This is a genomic window from Polaribacter sp. MED152 (genome assembly GCF_000152945.2).
GTDB lineage: Bacteria > Bacteroidota > Bacteroidia > Flavobacteriales > Flavobacteriaceae > Polaribacter.
Genome location: NC_020830.1, coordinates 479,794 through 499,706, shown reverse-complemented (window position 1 = coordinate 499,706; position 19,913 = coordinate 479,794). Strand labels below are relative to the sequence as shown.

Genomic DNA, 19,913 nt, shown 5'->3' with positions numbered 1-19,913 from the left:
ATGATAGAACCCAATTTAAATTATATAGAACAATTGGCCAGAGGAGATGACTCAATAAGACAAACTTTAATTCAAGTGATTAAAGATGAATTTCCTGATGAGAAAAAAGAATATTTTGAATGCTTAAAAACTAAAAATTCTGAAATTATTGCGAGTAACGTTCATCGCATTAAACATAAATTTAGTATTTTGGGCTTAGAAACTAGTTATAACAGTGCTGTGAAATTAGAAGAAGTACTTCGAAACAATCAATCCAACCAAGGTTTACAAGAAGAATTTGAAAATACACTTGCAGCAATTACTAAATATTTAAAAACTATTTAGAAACATGAATTGTATAGTAATAGACGATGAAAAAATGGCACGCGTAATTATTAAAACGCTGTGTAATGAAATTAAAGATGTAAACCTAGTTGAAGAATTTTCTGATGCTATTGAGGCCATAAAGTATTTAAATGAAAATAAGGTAGATTTAATTTTCTTAGATATTCATATGCCAGCTTTTAGTGGAGTAGATTTTATAAAAACATTAAAAGACCCACCAAAAGTTATTTTTACTACAACAGATGCAAAGTATGCAATAGAGGCTTTTGAGTTTGATTTTATTGTAGATTACCTTTTAAAGCCAGTAGAATTACCTAGATTTAAAAAGGCAATACAGAAAGCGCAAAAGGCATTAGCAGTTGCTAAAAAAGAAAAAGCAACTCCTGCTCCAGTAATAAAAAATGACTTTTATGTAAATATTGATAGAAGGCTTATAAAGATTGATTTGCCTAGTATTTATCTAATTGAAGCTAAAGGTGATTATATCAATATTAAAACTGAAGAGAAGAATTATATAGTGCACTCTACACTTAAAAAAATAGAGGAAAAGTTACCAGATTCTTTATTTCTAAAAGTCCATAGATCTTATATAATAAATGTAAAACATATTATTGATATAGAGGATAATAGTGTTTTAATTAAAAAGGATGTAATTCCTGTAAGTAGATCTAACAGACCAGAATTAATGAAGCGTTTAGATCTGTTATAAGTTTCTAATCGTAACTTAAGTTTCATTCGTCTACAGTAAATTTGTACAAAGCGAAGTTTAATCTTTAAGGTTCAAATTGGGGTTATCTTTATGATATAAAGAAAATATCATGAGAAAATCCCTAATAATTCTAGTTTCCTTAATTGTTACAGCTTTAAATATCAACTCTTATGGCGATCTTAGTGAACGTCAGATTGAAAAAGCCAAATCTTCTATAAAAACTGAAAACGAAGTAACCCTTGATGAAAGTGTTAATATGGGACTAAGCTTAACCTTTCTAAAAGTAATTCACATTGCAGAGTTAATGTGTGTTTCTGAAATGGGTAGAAAAAGTTTAGTAAGACCGTTTACAGCTTAAGAATTTCTAATAATTTATCAGTTCCGTTAGTTGCATTATCACTAATAACTGTTAGCTTATTAAATAAATGCCTATTTATATTTGGTTTAGGGTCTATAAAATAAATAGGAACTTCATTACCTATAAACTCAATTAAACTAGCTGCAGGATATACTTGCATAGAAGTGCCAATTACCACTAGAATATCAGCTCTTTTCGTAATTTCTATTGCTTTATCTAACATAGGTACCATTTCTCCAAACCATACAATATGTGGTCTTAATTGATATCCTAATTTACAAACATCACCTAAATTTAAATCTTTCTTCCAATTTAGAACATCTGCTTCATTTTTAGTGCTTCTAACTTTTAATAGCTCTCCATGCAAATGAGTAATAGCAATACTACCTGCTCTTTCGTGCAAATCATCTACATTTTGAGTAATGATATTTACCTTATAATATTTTTCTAATTTCTTTAAATTTAAATGCGCTTTATTAGGTTCTACCTCTAACAATTGCCTTCTTCTTTGATTATAAAAGTCTAAAACTAATTCAGGATTATTTCTAAAACCTCTTGGAGAGGCAACTTCCATAACATCATGACCTTCCCATAAACCATCAGCATCTCTAAAAGTTTTTATACCACTATCTGCGGAAATTCCTGCACCTGTAAGTACTACTACATTTTTCATATTAGTAAAAATAATAATAAAATGATATGTTTGTATTTATGGTAGATAAAAAGTTATTGGAGTATCTAGAAGGTTTTTTGACTGACAAAAGAAAACAGACTTTTCAGAAAGTTTTGGCAGAAAGAACTAGACATTTTACAGTTGTTTTAGAAGATATTTATCAACCTCATAATGCAAGTGCAGTAGTTAGAACCTGCGATATTTTTGGTGTTCAAGATTTACATGTTATAGAGAATAGGTACATTAATAGAGTATCTAAATATGTTACAAAAGGTGCCCAGAAATGGATTACCACTAAAAGATACAAAACAGATGGTGATAATACGAAAACATGTTTAAATCATTTAAAAACAGCTGGATATCAGATTATAGCAACCTCTCCACATGCTGATGCCAATCTTTTACAAGATTTCAAAATTGATAAAAAAACGGCTTTTGTTTTTGGAGCAGAAGCAACAGGTATTTCAGATACTGTAAAAGAACATGCAGATGGTTTTTTAAAAATTCCGATGGTTGGGTTTACAGAAAGTTTTAACATTTCTGTAGCTGCAGCTATTATTTTACAAGATGTAACAACTAGACTTAAAAATTCACGTATTGATTGGATGCTTTCTAACGATGAAAAGGAACAACTATATCTGCAATGGATTAAAGAAACTATTAAGAATGTTACTAAAATAGAAGAAAGGTTTTACCAACAATTAGAGGATGAATAAGGAAATTACGGAATACATTACCAAACAAGATTTTTGGAAAGAAGAGTTAGTTTTACTTCGTTCAATTTTAAATGAGTTGCCTTTAGTTGAAGATATAAAATGGGGTATACCTGCTTATATTTTTAATGGTAAAAATATTTTAGGAATGTCAGCTTTTAAAAATTATGTGGGTCTTTGGTTTCATCAAGGGGTATTTTTAAAGGATAAAGCAAATCTATTAATCAATGCTCAAGAGAATAAAACAAAAGCTTTAAGGCAAATGAGATTTAGCTCTATTGCTGAAATTGATAAAGAGCTAGTTAAGATTTATGTTTTAGAAGCAATTGAAAACTGTAAAGCTGGTAAAGAAATTAAACCAACTAGAAATACCAAGCCTGTTGCTTTACCTTCTGAACTTAAATTGGTTTTGAATTCTAATAAAGCTCTAAAGGTTGCATTTTATAAGTTAACCTTATCAAAGCAAAGAGAATATGCTGAGTATATTTCTACAGCCAAAAGAGAAAACACTAAAAATTCTAGAATTGAGAAAATTATTCCTCTAATTAAAGCAGGAAAAGGCTTAAATGATAAATATAAATAATTATTGTATCATTATTTTTTGAATAGTAGAAGTAGAGTCGCATCTAGAAATGTATAAACTAACATTTTCTAATTCTTTCTTTCCAGTAACAAAGTACTCAGCACAAGGCTTCTGTCTTGGTTTTCCTTTCCCAAAATCCACATCGCCAAAGTTTAAAATCTTTTCTATCTTAAGGCTATCAATATCTGAAGTTTGCATCACTTTTTTGGCCTCATTAGAATAGACTCTTTCTCTAATTCTAATAGTTTTAAGCGTTCTAGCATCCATACCATAATCAAAAGTGGCGTTTTTCTTTTGCCAGAAAAAATACACCCCAATAGAACTAATACTAGCACCAATTAAAAAATATCCAATACGTTTTAGTAACATCAATAAATTTTGAGTGGCAAATTTAAGATTTTAAGTTCAGAAAAGAATTACAAAATTAATAAATTGATATCTCTAAATGGCAAATCGAACCATTCTGCTACAGTTTTATTTGTTAAAATTCCATGATAAAAATACATTCCATTCCTTAGACTTTTATCAAATCTGGCAGCATTTTCAAAACCACCTTCTTCAGCAATATTTAATAAATAAGGTGTAAATATATTACTTATTGAAACAGAAGCTGTTCTAGAGTATCTTGCAGGAATATTAGGCACACAATAATGAATTACTCCATGCTTCACAAAAGTTGGTTTGTTGTGCGAGGTTACATTTGAAGTTTCAAAACAACCACCTCTATCAATACTAACATCAACTATAATAGACCCTTCTTTCATGGTTTCTACCATAGTTTCTGTGGCGCAAATAGGAGATCTGTTTTTACCTCTTATAGCACCAATAGCAACATCACATCTCATTAAAGCTTTAGAAACAGATTTTGGTTGTAAAGTTGATGTATAAATAGGTGATGATAAGCCATGTTGTAATTTTCTTAATTTGGATATTGAATTGTCAAAAACCTTTACTCTTGCACCTAAACCTAAAGCTGTTCTTGCTGCATATTCGCCTACAGTACCAGCTCCAAAAATAACTACACTAGTAGGTGGCACTCCACCAATATTACCAAATAACAATCCATTACCTTTATTAACACCACTCATTAATTCACCTGCTATCAATACAGAAGCTGTCCCTGCAATTTCACTTAGTGATTTTACTACAGGAAACGTATTATGTTCATCCTTAATATAATCGAATGCAACAGCCGTAATTCTTTTTTTAGCCAAACACTCAAAATACTTTTTAGATTGAGTTTTTAGCTGAAGTGATGATATTAATACTGCCTGAGGATTTATATATTCAATTTCTTGTTCAGTAGGTGGTGCAACTTTTAATATGATATTACATTTAAATGCTTCTTCTGTATCATAAGAAATTTTTGCACCTGCTTCCGAATATTCTTTGTCTGTAAAATTTGCGCCATCTCCAGCACCAGTTTCTATAACAATTCTATGACCATTAGCAGTTAAAGCGGTTACAGCGTCTGGAGTTAAACAAACACGTTTTTCTCCTAAATGAGATTCTTTGGGTAGACCAATAAAAAGTTCTCCTTTCTTTTTCTTTATTTCCAACATTTCTGTTTGTGGTAATAATTCTTCTTTACTAAAAGGAGAAAACTGGCTCATATAGTGTATTTATTTTAGTTCAATTTTACGTTGACCATCCTCTAAAATAGAAAGATGAATTGCAACAGCATCTAAAGGTAATAAATTTTCGATATTCTCTGGCCATTCAATTAAACACCAATTATCGCTATAAAAATAATCTTCAACTCCTATATCTAAAGCCTCTTCTTCATGATTAATTCTATAGAAATCAAAATGATACAAGGTATTGTTATCATGGGTAATATATTCATTAACTAAAGAAAAGGTGGGTGAAGAGATGTTATCTTCTGTACCAAGTTCTTTGCAAATTTGTTTAATTAAAGTTGTTTTTCCTACGCCCATTTCTCCGTAAAAAAGTAATACTTTATGCTTTGCATTGGTAATAATAGAATTAGCCACTTTTGGCAAATCGTTTAACGAGTATGTAGTAATCATAAGGTAAAAATAAGGAGTTATTTTATATAGATTGTAATTCCCTAATAAATTTTAGTATTTTGTTACAATTCGCTTTTTAGAACTAAATTTAATGTGAAAAGGCTATTTAATTAGTACTTCTTTGTACTCATTTTCAGCAACTCATTTGTTAAAATTACAGAATTCATTAAATTTAAAGTACTGATAAACAGTATTTTATGAAATAAAATACAAAATGTATTATTAATGATACCTTTAATTATCAATTTCGTTATAACTTAGCAATCAAGAATTTAAGTAATTTTATTCCAGTTTGTTATTCAGAAAAAATAATAAGCGATCTATTTTTAACCCCTTAATACCTCTAAAATGAAAACTACTTTACAAAGGTTGTTTATGCAAATCTGTATATACAATTATCAAGAATCACAACTTAAGATTCTTAAATACTCATAATTTTCACATACTAACCAAACTTTAACTAACATTAAATCCTCTTTAAGATGTTAAAAACTACCTATTGTAGGTTATTTACTTGTGTAAATAACTTAAAAGAAACTTGTAACAAGTTTTTTAAAGATTATAATTTTGTAATAGCACTTTTGCTTACAATAACTTATAACTCTGGCTTAAATGCACAAACCTGGACTGAAATTGTAAAAGCTACAGCCTCTGATGCTGCTGCTAGTGATTTCTATGCGTATGACGTAGCTATTGATGGAGAATACGCTATTGTTGGAGCAAGAGGTAATGATGATAATGGTTCAAATTCTGGATCTGCTTATATTTTAAAATATAATATTGCTTTAAATACTTGGGAAGAGCAAGTTAAACTAATTCCAAATGACGCAGCATCTTCAGAATATTTTGGGAATTCTGTTGCCATTAAAGGAGATTTAGTTATAGTGGGTGCCTTTTATGATGTAACTAATAACCAAAGAAATGGTGCTGCTTTTGTTTTTAGAAAATCTGGAAATACGTGGAATCAAGAAGCTAAACTATTGGCTTCAGATGGTGTTCAATACGATCATTTTGGCTATGATGTTGCCATTGATGGTAATACAGCTGTGATTGGTGCAATGTATACAGACAATAATGGTGTAAATTCTGGAAGTGCATATGTTTTTAACTATAATGGGTCATCATGGACCCAAACCCAAAAAATTCAACCTGCAGATGTTTCTCAATATAAAGAGTTTGGCAGGGCTGTAGACATTAGTGGAAATAATATATTGGTAGGCGCATTTGGTGATAATAGCTATGCTGGTGCTGCCTATATTTTTAATAATGATGGAAATACATGGACCCAAGAAGCTAAATTAACGGCTTCAGATGCAAGTGCATACGATTATTTTAGTTATCAATCTATAGGAATTGATGGAGATTATATAGTAGTGGGAGCGTTTGGTAATGATAACTCAAATTTAGGTGATTCAGGCTCTGCATATATATATCATAAGACAAATTCTGGATGGATGGAAGAAAGCATAATCACAGCTATAGATGCAGCAGCAGGAGACCAATTTAGTATTTCTGTAGATATTTCTGGAGATGTAGTTGTTGTAGGTGCTAGGTTAGATGATGACAAAGGATCTAATTCAGGATCTGCCTACGTTTTTCAAAGAAATGGTACAGCATGGTCTCAACAATCTAAATTACTTGCTTCAGATGGGGCTTCAAATGATTATTTTGGATTGGCCTCAGCAATTGATGGAAATAACATTATTATTGGAGCTTATGCGAATGATGATAATGGTAGTAGTTCAGGCTCTGCTTACATATTCAATAATGGGTTAAGTAATAATACAGATACTACACCACCAACAGTAGTAGTACAAAATTTAGAAGTAAGTTTAGATACTAATGGAGCTGCTTTAATTACTGCAGCTCAAGTAAATAATGGTTCATCAGATAATGTTTCATCAAATTTAACTTTAAGTTTAGACAATGATACTTTTAACTGTGCCAATTTAGGTAGTAACACAGTAACCTTAACAGTTACAGATGAAGCAAATAATTCGGCTTCGGCAACAGCTACAATAACAGTTGTAGATAATATTGTACCAACTATCACTTTAAATGGAGATGAGACAATTAATATTTTACATGGTACAACTTTTACTGATCCTGGAGCAACAGGTGCAGATAATTGCTCTACCACAACAATACAAATAACTGGTACAGTAGACACCAATAATTCTGGTAGTTATACATTAACTTACAAAGCTTTAGACGGTTCAAACAATGAATCTACAGTGGTATCAAGAACTGTAATTGTTAATGGTTTACCATCAGCATCAAACGATGCAATTGTAGTAACAGAAGGTACTACAAACAACTCAATTTTAGTATTAACTAACGATTCTTTTGGTCCTGATGCAGCTGCAAATACAAATTCAATTTATATAGAAACTGCGCCATCTAATGGAACAGTAAATGTAAATTTACAGAACAATAGTATAGAGTATACACCTACAGGTAATGTAACTACAGACTCTTTTGTGTATGGTATAGAAGATGGAAATGGAGATAAAACAACAGCTACTGTTTCTATTACTATTAACAGATTGCCTAGTGGTTCTGCAGATGCATTATCTGTATTCGAAGATAGTTCAAACAACATTTTGGATGTTTTAGATAATGATGATATAGATTTAGATGGTTTTGGTAGCTTAACTATTGGAGCAAACACAACAGAAGGTGGTTCAATTAGCCTAAACTCAGACAATGAGGTTGTTTATACTCCAGTAGTGCAGTTTGTAGGTGAAGATTCTTTTACCTACACAATTACAGATGGTAATGGAGATGAAACAGAAAACATTACAGTAACTATTAACGTTCTAGCAGTTGTACCTGAACCAGTAAATGATACATTTACTTTAAATCAAGATTCATCTAACAACACTTTAAACGTTTTAGTTAATGATAGTTTTGGTACAGATGGTGCTTTAAGTTTTACAATTAGTGGAGCAACATCTACGGAAAACGGAACTGTTGTTTTAAACGATAATGGCACAACAGATGTAACTGATGATTTTATTCAATTTACACCAAAACCAAACTATAATGGTTCAGATTCTTTTACGTATACTTTAGAAGATACAAATGGAGATTCAGCAACAGCAACTGTTACTATTATTGTAAGGCCAATTATTCCAGTACCAACAGATGATGTTGCAACAGTAGATAAAAATAGCACGAATAATAGTATTGATGTATTATCTAATGATGATTTTGGAGGTAATGAAGCGAATGTAGAACATCCTTTCACCTTTTTAAACGGAAGCTTAAATAGTGCTAGTAATAATGGTGCTTTACTTACTATCTCTGATAATAATACCCCTAATAACTTATTAGATGATGTTATTTTATACACACCAGCTGCCGATTTTGTTGGTGAAGATACATTTACTTATATCTTAACTGATACTGATGGAGATGCAACTTCAGCTCTTGTTACAGTAACAGTTGTAGAAGGTAATAATGACAGTACAAGTCCAACTGCTGTTAATGATGCCTATACAGTTTATTCAGAAAGTTTATCAAATGAATTTAATGTCTTATCAAATGATAGTGAAGGATTAGATGGTTTAATTGATAGTGGTTTAACCATGACAAATGGTACTTTAAGTAGTGCTACATCTAATGGAGGAATCATTTTTGTAGACAATAAAGGCACTAATACAACTACAGATGATGTTATTAACTATGTACCGCAAACAGGTTTTGTTGGTGAAGATACTTTTGATTATACAATAACAGATATAAATGGAGATGCTTCAACAGCTACAGTTACAATTACTGTAGAAGTAGAAATTTTTGATGTGCCAACTGCAGAAAATGATGCAGTAGTTTTAGAACAAGATAGTTCAGATAATATTATAGACGTTTTAATAAATGATGCTTTTGGTTCAGAAGGTAGAGCACAAAATAATTCGTTCGCTATTAATGTTCCAACAATCACAAATGGAGCTTCAATTTCGATTGTAGATGACAAAATTGTGTATACACCAGCAACAGGATTTAGTGGTACAGACTCTTTTAATTATACAATTACAGATGCTACAGCACAAACATCAACTGCAACAGTAACAGTAATGGTTACACCTGCAGAATTTGTAAATGATGTTCCTGTTGCACAAAATGATGTAATTACTATAACTCAGAATAGTGTTAGAGCAGTAATAGATATTTTACCTAACGATTCTTTTGGAAACGAAGGACCAATCACAAGTCATGACCCAGTAACAACAGACAAAGGTTGGATGATGCAAACCACTTCAATTGGAGCATTATTCTGTATCAATAAAAATGATGACAATTCACCTTATGGAGATTATTATATCACATATACACCTCCAACAAACTTTACAGGAACAGATACCTTTAATTATTTAATTACAGATGCAAATGGAGATGCTTCAACTGCAACTGTAACAGTAACTGTAGAAGAAGATTTAACGCTTTTAGCTTTAATTGACGATAGTGTTGAAGTAGATGAGAATAGCGTAAGTAATGAAATATCAATTTTTGACAATGATATTATTGGTGCTAGAGTTCTATTAAGAAGATTAATTATTAATAATCTTACAACTTCTCAAGGAGGTACATTAGTGGTAAAGAATAATTTTTCTAGAAATCCTTTAGATTATACAATAGAATATACACCAGCTGAAAACTTCACAGGTATTGATACTTTTGAATATAGCTTAGAAGATGCATCAGGAGTTTCAGACCCAGCAACTGTAACAATTACAGTAATTGCAGGAGATGTTGTAAATGGTACACCAACAGCAAATAACGATGCAGTATCAGTGTTTACAGATAGTGTAAATAATGAAATTAATGTTTTATATAATGATACAGCAGGTTTAGATGGTTTTATAGATGGAGGTTTAACCATGACAAATGGAACATTAAATAGTGCCACTGCAAATGGTGCAACCATTTCTATAGACAATAAAAGTACCGCAGATACATCAGATGATATTTTTATGTATACACCAGCCACAGGTTTTGAAGGTACAGATACTTTTAGCTATGTAATTACAGATGCAAGTGGAGATGCTTCAATAGGTGAAGTTACTGTAACTGTTGCTAGAGTAGAAGATGTACCTTTTGCTGTAGATGATGCATTTACTTTAGAACAAGATTCAACAATAAATATCGATGTTTTATCTAATGATAGTTTTGGTACAGATGGGGCTGCACAAAGTGATGCGTTATCAGTTCCTTCAAACTCAGATTTAGGAGGACAATTGAGTATCGCAAATGATTTAGTTGTGTATACTCCAGCCACAGGCTTTGTAGGCGTAGATAGTTTTACTTATACTATAGAAGATGTAAATGGAGATACAGATACAGCAAGTGTTACTATTACTTTAACAGAAATAGTTTCAGATAATGGTCTTCCAACTGCTACAGATGATACAATTACTGTAAATCAAAATAGTTCAGATAATGTTATAAATGTAACAGTAAACGATGATTTTGGAACAGATGGTCCTAATGCAACACACCCTTTAACCTTCGCAAACGGATCTATGGTAAATGCCAGTGCTAAAGGTGGTTCTTTAACTATTGGTGATAATAACACTCCAAATGATTTATCTGATGATGTAATTTTATATTCGCCAAGTGTAGATTTTAGTGGAGAAGATACTTTCAACTATAGAATTACAGATGCAAGTGGAGATGCTGTAATAGCTACTGTTTCAATAACAGTAACTGGTTCAGGAGCAGTTGCAACACCTACTGCTAATAATGATGCTGTAAATATAAATGCATTACAAAATTCAACTGAAATTGATGTTTTATTAAATGACGATTTTGGTTTAAATGGTGCTATTGATAATGGGTTAACCATGACAAATGGTACACTTTCTAGTGCTACTGCAAATGGAGCTTTAATTAGTGTAGATAATAAAGGTACAAATGATACTTCAGATGATGTTATTGTATATGAGCCTGCTGCAAATTTTGTTGGAGAAGATTCATTTAACTATACAATTACAGATGCTACAGGTGATGCATCAACTGCAACAGTAACTGTTACAGTTGCAATTCCTACAGATGTGCCAAATGCAGTAGATGATTCAGTTACAGTAGATCAAGATAGTTCTTCAAGTATAGATGTTTTAGTAAACGATACCTATGGTGATGATGGAGCAGCACAAAATGATGCTCTAACAGTGGGTGCTAATTCAGATTTAGGAGGAACTTTAAGTGTAGCCAACAATCAGGTGTTGTACAGCCCTGCTGCAAATTTTGTAGGTGTAGATACCTTTACATATACTATTACAGATAATTCAGGAGATACTTCTAGTGCCAAGGTTACAATTACTGTAGAAGCAATTGTACTCCAAAATGGTACACCAACTGCAGTAGATGACGCAGTAACTGTAAATAGAACAGAAGCAGAGCCTAATCAAATTATTTATATACATGTAACTGCAAATGATGATTTTGGAACTGATGGCCAGAATGCAAATCATCCTTTAGTATTACTAAATGGTAAAACAGATACAGCTAGTAATAACGGAATGAGAATTAAAATTGACGATAATGGAACAGAAAATGATCCTTCAGATGATAGAATAGCTTACTATTCAACAAATGATGAAAATATAACTTCAGACAGTTTTGTGTATACAATTACAGATGCTAATGGTGATGCATCTACAGCAACAGTAAACGTAACTTTATCTGCTGTAGCTTCAAAATCAAATACTTCAAGTAACTTATTTGATAATAGCTTTACAGCTTATCCAAACCCATCTGTAGGTTATGTTAAAACAACAGTAAAAAGTGAAACTGCAACTAGTGCAATGGTTTATTTATTTGATGTAACTGGTAAGGTTATTTTAAATCAAACTATAGAATTGAAAGCAGGAATCAATGAATTAGAATTTAATTTTAATGTTAGAAACTCAATAATGTTCTTAAAAATTATATCTCCTAATGCAAACTTTGGAACCAAGAAAATAGTTTTCAAAAAATAATCCCTAATTATAATTTGGATCGTATTTTCGAAAAAAAGAGCTGATTTATCAGCTCTTTTTTTATTTTTAAAAAGTAGTAATTAACTACAATTTTTCTGTTTTAGAATAATGGCTTTTTTACTGCCTAAAAGAATGGCGGAATCTAATTCTTTACAAGATTCTTTAGTCTTTTTTAATTTTAACAGAGTTAAACCTAACATATATTTAGAGTCAGCATCTACACCTTTATTAGTAATACTAGAGAAATCTTTAAATGCTAGCAAATATTCTTTTAATGCAAAATAACTTAAACCTCTATTAAAAAAAATATCATTTTCTTCTACAAAATACATGTTAGTCTCTTTTAAAAAAGACCTTTTCATAAATCCAGAATAACTTAATTTCGGTGTATTTTTATGCAAACTTTCAGATTTGTTATAATATAAAATTGCAGAATTATAATCTAAAAGATTAGAGTAGTTGTTCGCTATTTCAAAAAGTGCCAACATGTTCAAAGAGTCCAGTTGTACTACTTTTTTAAAATCGGTAAGAGCGCTATTAAATTGATTTAATTCAGATTTGTTGTTTCCTCTATACAAGTAAGCTGCAACAAAATTAGGATTTATTTTTATCAATTCATTTAACTTTAAAATTGCATGTTTATGTTGTTTCTGTTTATATAAATATGTTGCTTTTTCTAATAATTGTAGTTCTTTATCTTGAGCATTTACTAAGTTTAAACATAGTAAGCCCAACACTAATAGTGTTATCTTTTTCATTTTTTGGCATTTTTGAGTTAAAAAGTAGGTTGCAATTTTATTTAGGAGAATACACAGCACAAGGTATTATTACTTCTTCTAAAGAAATACCTCCATGTTGATATGTGTTTTTATAATACTTTACAAAATGATTAAAATTGTTAGGGTAAGCAAAGAAGAAATCTTCTTTAGCAAAAATAAAAGGACTATTCATTGCCACAGTTGGCAAGAAAATATCTTTAGGATTACGAACAGCATAGACGTCTTTTTCTTCATACGTTAAACTTCGACCTGTTTTATACCTAAGGTTAGAACTAATATTTTTATCTCCAATTACTTTTGTTGGATGTTTGCAATTTATTGTTCCATGGTCTGTAGTAATAATTAACTTCTGACCTAAATTTTGAGCTTTTTGTATAATTTCAAACAGTGGTGAATTCTTAAACCAACTTAATGTTAAGCTTCTATATGCTTTATCATCACCTGCCAATTCTTTAATTACTTCCATTTCTGTTTTAGAATGCGAAAGCATATCAACAAAATTATAAACGACAGTTGTTAAATCGTTTTGTTTTGTACCATTGTAATTGTCTGCTAATTCTTTACCACTTTTTAAAGTAGTAATCTTGTAATACTCGTGAGTTATGTCTAAACTTAATCTTTTTATTTGAGCCGTTAAAAAATCATTTTCGTACAAATTCATTCCACCTTCATCTGTATCGTTTTTCCAGAAATTCGGAAACTTCTTTTCCATTTCAGAAGGCATTAATCCAGAAAAAATGGCATTTCTTGCATACTGAGTGGCAGTTGGCAAAATTGAAAAGTAAGAATACTCTTCGTCTTTTTTATAATGATTGTTTATTAGAGGCTCTAAAATTCTGTATTGATCGTACCTTAAATTATCAATAACAACCCATAAAACACCTTGTTCTTTGTTTAATTCTGGAACAACATAATCTTTAAATAAGGTATGTGAAAATGTAGGTTTATCATTAGAAGTTAAAAAGTCTTCGTAGTTTCTTTTCATAAACTTAAAAAACTGATTATTAGCCTCTTGTTTTTGACTTTCTAAAATCCCTAGCATTCCAGTATCGCTAATATTTTCTAACTCTAATTCCCAATGAACAAGTTTTTTATAAAGCTCAATCCAATCTTCGTATGAATTTACCATAGACAAATCCATGGCAATTTTTCTAAATTCCTGTTGATAACTAGATGTTGTTTTTTCTGACACCAATCTAGAATTATCTAAATTCTTTTTTAAACTTAAAAGAATCTGACTTGGATTTACGGGCTTTATAAGATAATCTGCAATTTTTGAACCAATTGCTTCTTCCATAATATATTCCTCTTCACTTTTGGTAATCATTACCACAGGCAAATTGGCTTGTTTCTGTTTAATTTGAGATAAGGTATCTAAACCAGTTAAACCAGGCATATTTTCATCAAGAAAAACAATATCAAAATTTTGTTCTTCTACCAAGTCTATAGCATCTGCACCATTTGTACAGGTTGTTACATTATAATTTTTACGTTCTAAAAATAGAATATGAGGCTTTAAAAGTTCTATTTCATCATCAACCCATAATATCTGTATATTGCTCATTCTATTGTTTTATTTATAAATTGAACGTTAAAAGTACCAATTTGTTATATTTTTAAAAGGTTCTAAATGATAAATTATTGCCAAAAAAAATAATGTTCGTACTTTGCTAGAAATTGACAAAACAGCATCTTTTGAAGAAAAAAAAACCGAATAAACTTAAAATTTTAAACGATCCTATTTACGGATTTATTCAAATTCCAAACACCTTAATTTTTGATATTATAGAACATCCTTATTTTCAGCGATTAAGAAGAATTGCACAAATGGGGTTTTCTAGTTTGGTTTATCCTGGAGCTAATCATACTCGATTTCATCATGCTATTGGTTGTATGCACTTAATGCAAAAAGCTGTTCGTGTTTTAAGATTTAAACAAATAGAAATTTCGAAAGAGGAAGAAAATGCTCTGTGTATTGCCATTCTTTTGCATGATATTGGTCATGGTGCTTTTTCTCATGCCTTAGAAAATAGTATTGTAAACGGAATATCTCATGAAGAAATATCACTTAAATTCATGAAAGATTTAAATAATGAATTCGGAGGTAAACTTAGTTTGGCAATTCAAATTTTTGAAGGTAAATATCCACGTAAGTTTTTATGCCAATTAATTTCTAGTCAATTAGATATAGATCGTTTAGATTATTTAAGAAGAGATAGCTTTTATACAGGTGTTACAGAAGGTAATATTTCATCAGACAGATTAATTACAATGATGAATGTTAAAAATGATGAATTGGTTATTGAACAAAAAGGAATTTATTCTGTAGAGAAATTTTTGATTGCTAGAAGACTTATGTATTGGCAAGTTTACTTGCATAAAACAGGTTTGGTTGCCGAAAATATATTGGTTAATATATTAAAAAGAGCAAAGGAATTGGCTGAAAAAGGTGAGGAGCTGTATGCTAGTTCAGCATTTACTTACTTCTTAAAAAATCAAATTACATCTAATAATTTTTCTGAAAACACACTACAGCAATTTGCCAAATTAGATGATTTTGATATTCTTTCTGCCATTAAAGAATGGACGAATCATTCAGATAAAGTACTATCATTATTATCTCAAATGATTGTAAATAGAAAACTTCTAAAAATAGAAATTCAGAAGAATGAATTTAGCGAAGAAAAAGTAACTAAGATTAAAACTAAGTTTGCTAAAAAGCTAGATATTACAGCTGAAGAACTAAAATATTTTGTGTTTACAAGAGAAATTAGAAATCAAGCATATCAATCAGAAAAGCCAGTTTTTATTTTAAGTAAAAAAGGCAAATTAAAAGATATTGCTAAAGCATCAGACCAATTAAATTTACAAGCGCTTACAAAACCAGTAATAAAACATTTCATTTGCTACCCAAAGTAAAATGAAATTAGCCAAATACTTATAAATTTTATACTTTTGCCGTTAATGAAATTTACAGCACAACAAATAGCAGACATTTTAGAAGGCGAAATTGAGGGAAACCCAAATGAAGAAGTTTCTAAATTATCTAAAATAGAAGAAGGTGAAAATGGTTCATTAACCTTTTTGTCTAATCCAAAATATAATCCTTATTTATATACTACAAATGCTTCTATTGCTATAGTTGATAAAACATTTGTGCCTGAAAAAGAGATTAGTACAACTTTAATTAAAGTAGATAATGCTTATAAGTCTTTCTCTAAATTGTTAGAATTTTACAATGAAGTAAAGAATAACAAACAAGGTAGAGAAGCACCTCATTTTATTTCAGATTCTGCTAAAATTGGCGAAAATGAATACATAGGCGCATTTTCTTACATTGGTGAGAATGTAAGTATTGGTAATAATGTAAAAATATATCCGAATACTTATATAGGAGATAATACTACCATTGGCGATGATTGTGTTATATTTTCTGGAGTTAAAATTTATTCAGAAACACAAATTGGTAATCAATGTAAAATTCACTCAGGCTGTATTATAGGTTCTGATGGATTTGGTTTTGCACCAAATGAACAAGGACAGTTTAAAGCAGTTCCACAAATTGGTAATGTTATCATAGAAGACCATGTAGATATTGGATCTGGATCTACAATAGATAGAGCAACTTTAGGATCTACAATTATTAGACAAGGTGTAAAATTAGACAATCAAATTCAGATTGCTCACAATGTAGAAGTTGGTAAAAACACTGTAATTGCAGCGCAAACAGGGGTTGCAGGTTCTACTAAAATTGGAGAAAATTGTATGATTGGTGGCCAAGTTGGTATTGTTGGTCATTTAACAATAGGTAATGGAGTAAAGATTCAGGCGCAATCTGGAATCACTAAAAATTTAAAAAACAATGATGTTGTTCAAGGCACACCAGCTTTCGGATATACAGACTTTAACAAAAGTTATGTATACTTTAGAAATCTGCCTAAAATTGCAGCATCTGTTAGTAACATAGAAAAAGAATTAAATACTCAAAAGCAGAAGTAATGAGTAAAAAGCAAAAAACAATACAAAAAGAAGTTACGTTATCAGGTGTAGGTTTACACACTGGTAATACAGTTTCAATGACCCTAAAACCAGCCCCAGTTAATCACGGTTTTGCTTTTAGTAGAGTTGATTTAGAAGGTGTTCCAACAATAGAGGCCAAAGCAGAATATGTAGTTACTACTCAAAGAGGAACTAATTTAGAGAAAAACGGCGTTCAAATACAAACATCAGAACACGTTTTAGCTGCTGCTGTGGGTTTAGATATTGATAATTTATTGATAGAAGTAGATGCTTCAGAACCACCTATTATGGATGGATCTTCTAAGTATTTTATAGAAGCTTTAGAAAAAGCGGGTATAGAAGAGCAAGATGCAGAAATTGAAGAGTATGTTGTAAAAGAAATTATTTCTTATAAAGATGAAGTTACAGGTAGCGAAATTATTTTAATGCCTGCAGACGAATATCAAGTTACAACAATGGTAGATTTTGGTACTAAAATTTTGGGTACACAAAATGCTACTTTAGATCATATTTCTGATTTTAAAGAAGAAATTGCTGCTGCAAGAACTTTTAGTTTCTTACACGAAATTGAAATGTTGTTAGAAAATGATTTAATTAAAGGTGGAGATTTAAATAATGCAATTGTTTATGTAGATAAAGAGTTATCTCAAAGCACTATGCAAAAATTAAAGAAAGCTTTTAAGAAAGATGATATTGCAGTAAAACCAAATGGAATCTTAGACAACTTAAATTTACATTGGGCAAATGAAGCAGCTCGTCATAAATTATTAGATGTTATTGGAGATTTGGCGTTAGTAGGCACTAGGATTAAAGGTAAGGTTATTGCAAATAAACCTGGTCATTTAGTGAATACTCAATTTGCTAAAAAGTTGGCAAAAATTATAAAAGCAGAGAAAAGAAATAATGTTCCTGCTTACGATTTAAATCAACCACCACTTATGGATATTCATCAAATTATGGATATTCTTCCTCATAGACCACCTTTTTTATTAGTAGATCGTATTTTAGAACTTTCTGACAAACATGTTGTAGGTATGAAAAATGTAACAATGAACGAAAATTTCTTTGTTGGTCATTTTCCAGGAGCACCAGTAATGCCAGGTGTTTTACAAGTAGAAGCAATGGCTCAATGTGGAGGGATTTTAGTTTTAAGTACAGTTCCAGATCCAGAAAATTATTTAACGTATTTCATGAAAATGGATAATGTTAAGTTCAAACAAAAGGTTTTACCTGGAGATACTTTAATATTTAAAGCTGAACTAATTACACCTATTAGAAGAGGAATTTGCCATATGCAAGCCTATGCTTATGCTAATGGCAAATTAGTTGCAGAAGCAGAATTAATGGCACAAATAGCCAAGAAAAAATAAATTATGAATCAACCATTAGCTTACGTTCATCCCCAAGCAAAAATTGCCAGAAACGTGGTAATTGAACCTTTTACAACCATACATAATAATGTAGTGATTGGTTCAGGAACTTGGATAGGTTCTAACGTAACAATTATGGAAGGTGCAAGAATTGGTAAAAATTGTAGAATTTTTCCAGGATCTGTAATCTCTGCAATTCCACAAGATTTAAAGTTCGATGATGAAGAAAGTACTGTAGAAATTGGTGATAATGTAACCATAAGAGAATGTGTTACCATCAATAGAGGTACAAAAGATAGAATGATTACTAAAATTGGAGACAATTGTTTAATTATGGCTTATTGTCATATTGCACACGATTGTTTTGTGGGTGAAAATTGTATTTTTTCAAACAATACAACTTTGGCAGGTCATGTAACTATAGGAGCAAATGTAGTATTAGCAGGTATGGTTGCTGTACATCAATTCGCATCTGTAGGAAATCATGCCTTTGTTACAGGTGGTTCTTTGGTAAGAAAAGATGTACCTCCTTATGTTAAAGCAGCAAGAGAACCATTATCATATGTTGGTATAAATTCTGTTGGTTTAAGAAGAAGAGGATTTACCACAGAAAAAATTAGAGAAATTCAGGATATATTCAGAATTCTTTTCCAAAAAAATTACAATTACACACAAGCAATAGATATAATTGAGGCAGAAATGGAAGCAACTCCAGAACGTGATGAAATTATACAATTTATAAAAGATTCTCATAGAGGAATCATGAAAGGATATTACAAAGCAAATTAAAATAGATAAATGGCAACAACATCAGATATTAGAAACGGATTATGTATTAGATATAATAATGATATCTATAAGATTATAGAATTTTTACACGTAAAACCAGGTAAAGGTCCTGCTTTTGTAAGAACTAAATTAAAAAGTGTTACCAATGGTAAAGTGGTAGATAATACTTTTCCTGCAGGTAGAAAAATTGATGATGTTAGAGTAGAAACTCACAAATTTCAGTATTTATATAATGATGGTGATACTTATCATTTTATGAATGAACAAGATTATTCTCAGATTCAATTACAGAAAAATGCTTTAGATACGCCAGAATTAATGAAAGAGGGTGAAGTGGTAACTATTATTATCAACTCAGAAGATGATATGCCTTTATCTGTAGAAATGCCATTAAGTGTAATTTTAGAAGTTACGCATACTGAACCTGGTGTAAAAGGAAATACAGCTACTAATGCAACTAAACCAGCAACTGTAGAAACAGGAGCAACTGTAAACGTCCCTTTATTTATCAATGAAGGAGATAAAATTAAGGTAGAGACAACTAAGGGTACTTACCAAGAGCGAATTAAAGAGTAATAGTGCTTT

The 19,913-nt window shown here is 30.6% G+C and carries 17 protein-coding genes; 11 read left to right on the top strand and 6 right to left on the bottom strand.

Annotated elements, in window-relative coordinates; translation table 11 throughout:
- The 3 genes from MED152_RS02305 to MED152_RS02295 all read left to right on the top strand — a co-directional run bounded on the left by MED152_RS02305 (position 1) and on the right by MED152_RS02295 (position 1,391).
- Positions 1–324, top strand: a complete 324-nt coding sequence (locus MED152_RS02305) for a hypothetical protein (protein ID WP_015480238.1) — start codon at positions 1–3, stop codon at positions 322–324.
- 4 nt (positions 325–328) lie between these two features.
- Entirely contained in the window at positions 329–1,033 is a 705-nt protein-coding gene (locus MED152_RS02300) for a LytTR family DNA-binding domain-containing protein (RefSeq protein ID WP_015480237.1), read from the top strand.
- 109 nt (positions 1,034–1,142) lie between these two features.
- Complete coding sequence (locus MED152_RS02295) at positions 1,143–1,391, top strand: hypothetical protein (RefSeq protein WP_015480236.1); 249 nt, start codon at positions 1,143–1,145, stop codon at positions 1,389–1,391.
- Here the strand turns inward: MED152_RS02295 and MED152_RS02290 are convergent.
- Entirely contained in the window at positions 1,381–2,064 is a 684-nt protein-coding gene (locus tag MED152_RS02290) for an NAD-dependent deacylase (RefSeq protein ID WP_015480235.1), read from the bottom strand. The genes MED152_RS02295 and MED152_RS02290 overlap by 11 nt on opposite strands.
- A gap of 26 nt (positions 2,065–2,090) precedes the next feature.
- On the opposite strand from MED152_RS02290, the gene MED152_RS02285 reads away from it, so the two are divergent.
- Positions 2,091–2,780, top strand: a complete 690-nt coding sequence (locus tag MED152_RS02285) for an RNA methyltransferase (protein WP_015480234.1) — start codon at positions 2,091–2,093, stop codon at positions 2,778–2,780.
- Positions 2,773–3,360: a YdeI family protein gene (locus tag MED152_RS02280; RefSeq protein WP_015480233.1), complete on the top strand. Its 588-nt coding sequence runs from the start codon at positions 2,773–2,775 to the stop codon at positions 3,358–3,360. Before MED152_RS02285 ends, MED152_RS02280 begins: the two co-directional genes overlap by 8 nt.
- Here the strand turns inward: MED152_RS02280 and MED152_RS02275 are convergent, their stop codons facing one another.
- The 3 genes from MED152_RS02275 to tsaE are packed head-to-tail and all read right to left on the bottom strand — an operon-like array spanning position 3,361 to position 5,390.
- Complete coding sequence (locus MED152_RS02275; protein WP_015480232.1) at positions 3,361–3,729, bottom strand: DUF4258 domain-containing protein; 369 nt, start codon at positions 3,727–3,729, stop codon at positions 3,361–3,363.
- A gap of 47 nt (positions 3,730–3,776) precedes the next feature.
- Positions 3,777–4,973 carry an alanine dehydrogenase gene (locus MED152_RS02270; protein WP_015480231.1) on the bottom strand — a complete coding sequence of 399 codons (1,197 nt, stop codon included), beginning with the start codon at positions 4,971–4,973 and terminating at the stop codon, positions 3,777–3,779.
- 9 nt (positions 4,974–4,982) lie between these two features.
- On the bottom strand, positions 4,983–5,390 hold the full coding sequence (gene tsaE, locus MED152_RS02265; RefSeq protein ID WP_015480230.1) for a tRNA (adenosine(37)-N6)-threonylcarbamoyltransferase complex ATPase subunit type 1 TsaE: 408 nt from the start codon (positions 5,388–5,390) through the stop codon (positions 4,983–4,985).
- A gap of 482 nt (positions 5,391–5,872) precedes the next feature.
- Here tsaE and MED152_RS02260 point away from each other — a divergent pair, with 482 nt between their 5' ends.
- Positions 5,873–12,370: an Ig-like domain-containing protein gene (locus MED152_RS02260; protein ID WP_015480229.1), complete on the top strand. Its 6,498-nt coding sequence runs from the start codon at positions 5,873–5,875 to the stop codon at positions 12,368–12,370.
- Positions 12,371–12,450: 80 nt separating this feature from the next.
- Here MED152_RS02260 and MED152_RS02255 read toward each other — a convergent pair whose 3' ends face one another.
- Together MED152_RS02255 and MED152_RS02250 are read right to left on the bottom strand one after the other, a co-directional pair.
- Positions 12,451–13,128: a tetratricopeptide repeat protein gene (locus MED152_RS02255; RefSeq protein WP_015480228.1), complete on the bottom strand. Its 678-nt coding sequence runs from the start codon at positions 13,126–13,128 to the stop codon at positions 12,451–12,453.
- Between the two features lie 37 nt (positions 13,129–13,165).
- Positions 13,166–14,713, bottom strand: a complete 1,548-nt coding sequence (locus tag MED152_RS02250; protein WP_015480227.1) for a response regulator — start codon at positions 14,711–14,713, stop codon at positions 13,166–13,168.
- A 131-nt stretch (positions 14,714–14,844) separates the two neighbouring features.
- On the opposite strand from MED152_RS02250, the gene MED152_RS02245 reads away from it, so the two are divergent.
- From MED152_RS02245 to efp, 5 genes are read left to right on the top strand one after another with little or no spacing between them, the layout of a single operon-like run.
- The gene (locus tag MED152_RS02245) at positions 14,845–16,068 is read left to right on the top strand and encodes an HD domain-containing protein (protein WP_015480226.1); all 1,224 of its coding nucleotides are present in this window, start codon (positions 14,845–14,847) and stop codon (positions 16,066–16,068) included.
- Between the two features lie 45 nt (positions 16,069–16,113).
- Positions 16,114–17,148: a UDP-3-O-(3-hydroxymyristoyl)glucosamine N-acyltransferase gene (lpxD, locus tag MED152_RS02240; protein ID WP_015480225.1), complete on the top strand. Its 1,035-nt coding sequence runs from the start codon at positions 16,114–16,116 to the stop codon at positions 17,146–17,148.
- Positions 17,148–18,539 (top strand): bifunctional UDP-3-O-[3-hydroxymyristoyl] N-acetylglucosamine deacetylase/3-hydroxyacyl-ACP dehydratase, encoded by a 1,392-nt coding sequence (locus tag MED152_RS02235; protein ID WP_015480224.1) that lies wholly within the window; start codon positions 17,148–17,150, stop codon positions 18,537–18,539. The genes lpxD and MED152_RS02235 overlap by 1 nt, the downstream gene beginning before the upstream one ends.
- Before the next feature lie 3 nt (positions 18,540–18,542).
- The gene (gene lpxA, locus MED152_RS02230) at positions 18,543–19,328 is read left to right on the top strand and encodes an acyl-ACP--UDP-N-acetylglucosamine O-acyltransferase (protein ID WP_015480223.1); all 786 of its coding nucleotides are present in this window, start codon (positions 18,543–18,545) and stop codon (positions 19,326–19,328) included.
- A 9-nt stretch (positions 19,329–19,337) separates the two neighbouring features.
- A complete protein-coding gene (gene efp, locus MED152_RS02225) occupies positions 19,338–19,904 on the top strand; it encodes an elongation factor P (RefSeq protein WP_015480222.1) in 567 nt (188 codons plus the stop codon).
- Positions 19,905–19,913: the final 9 nt, after the last annotated feature.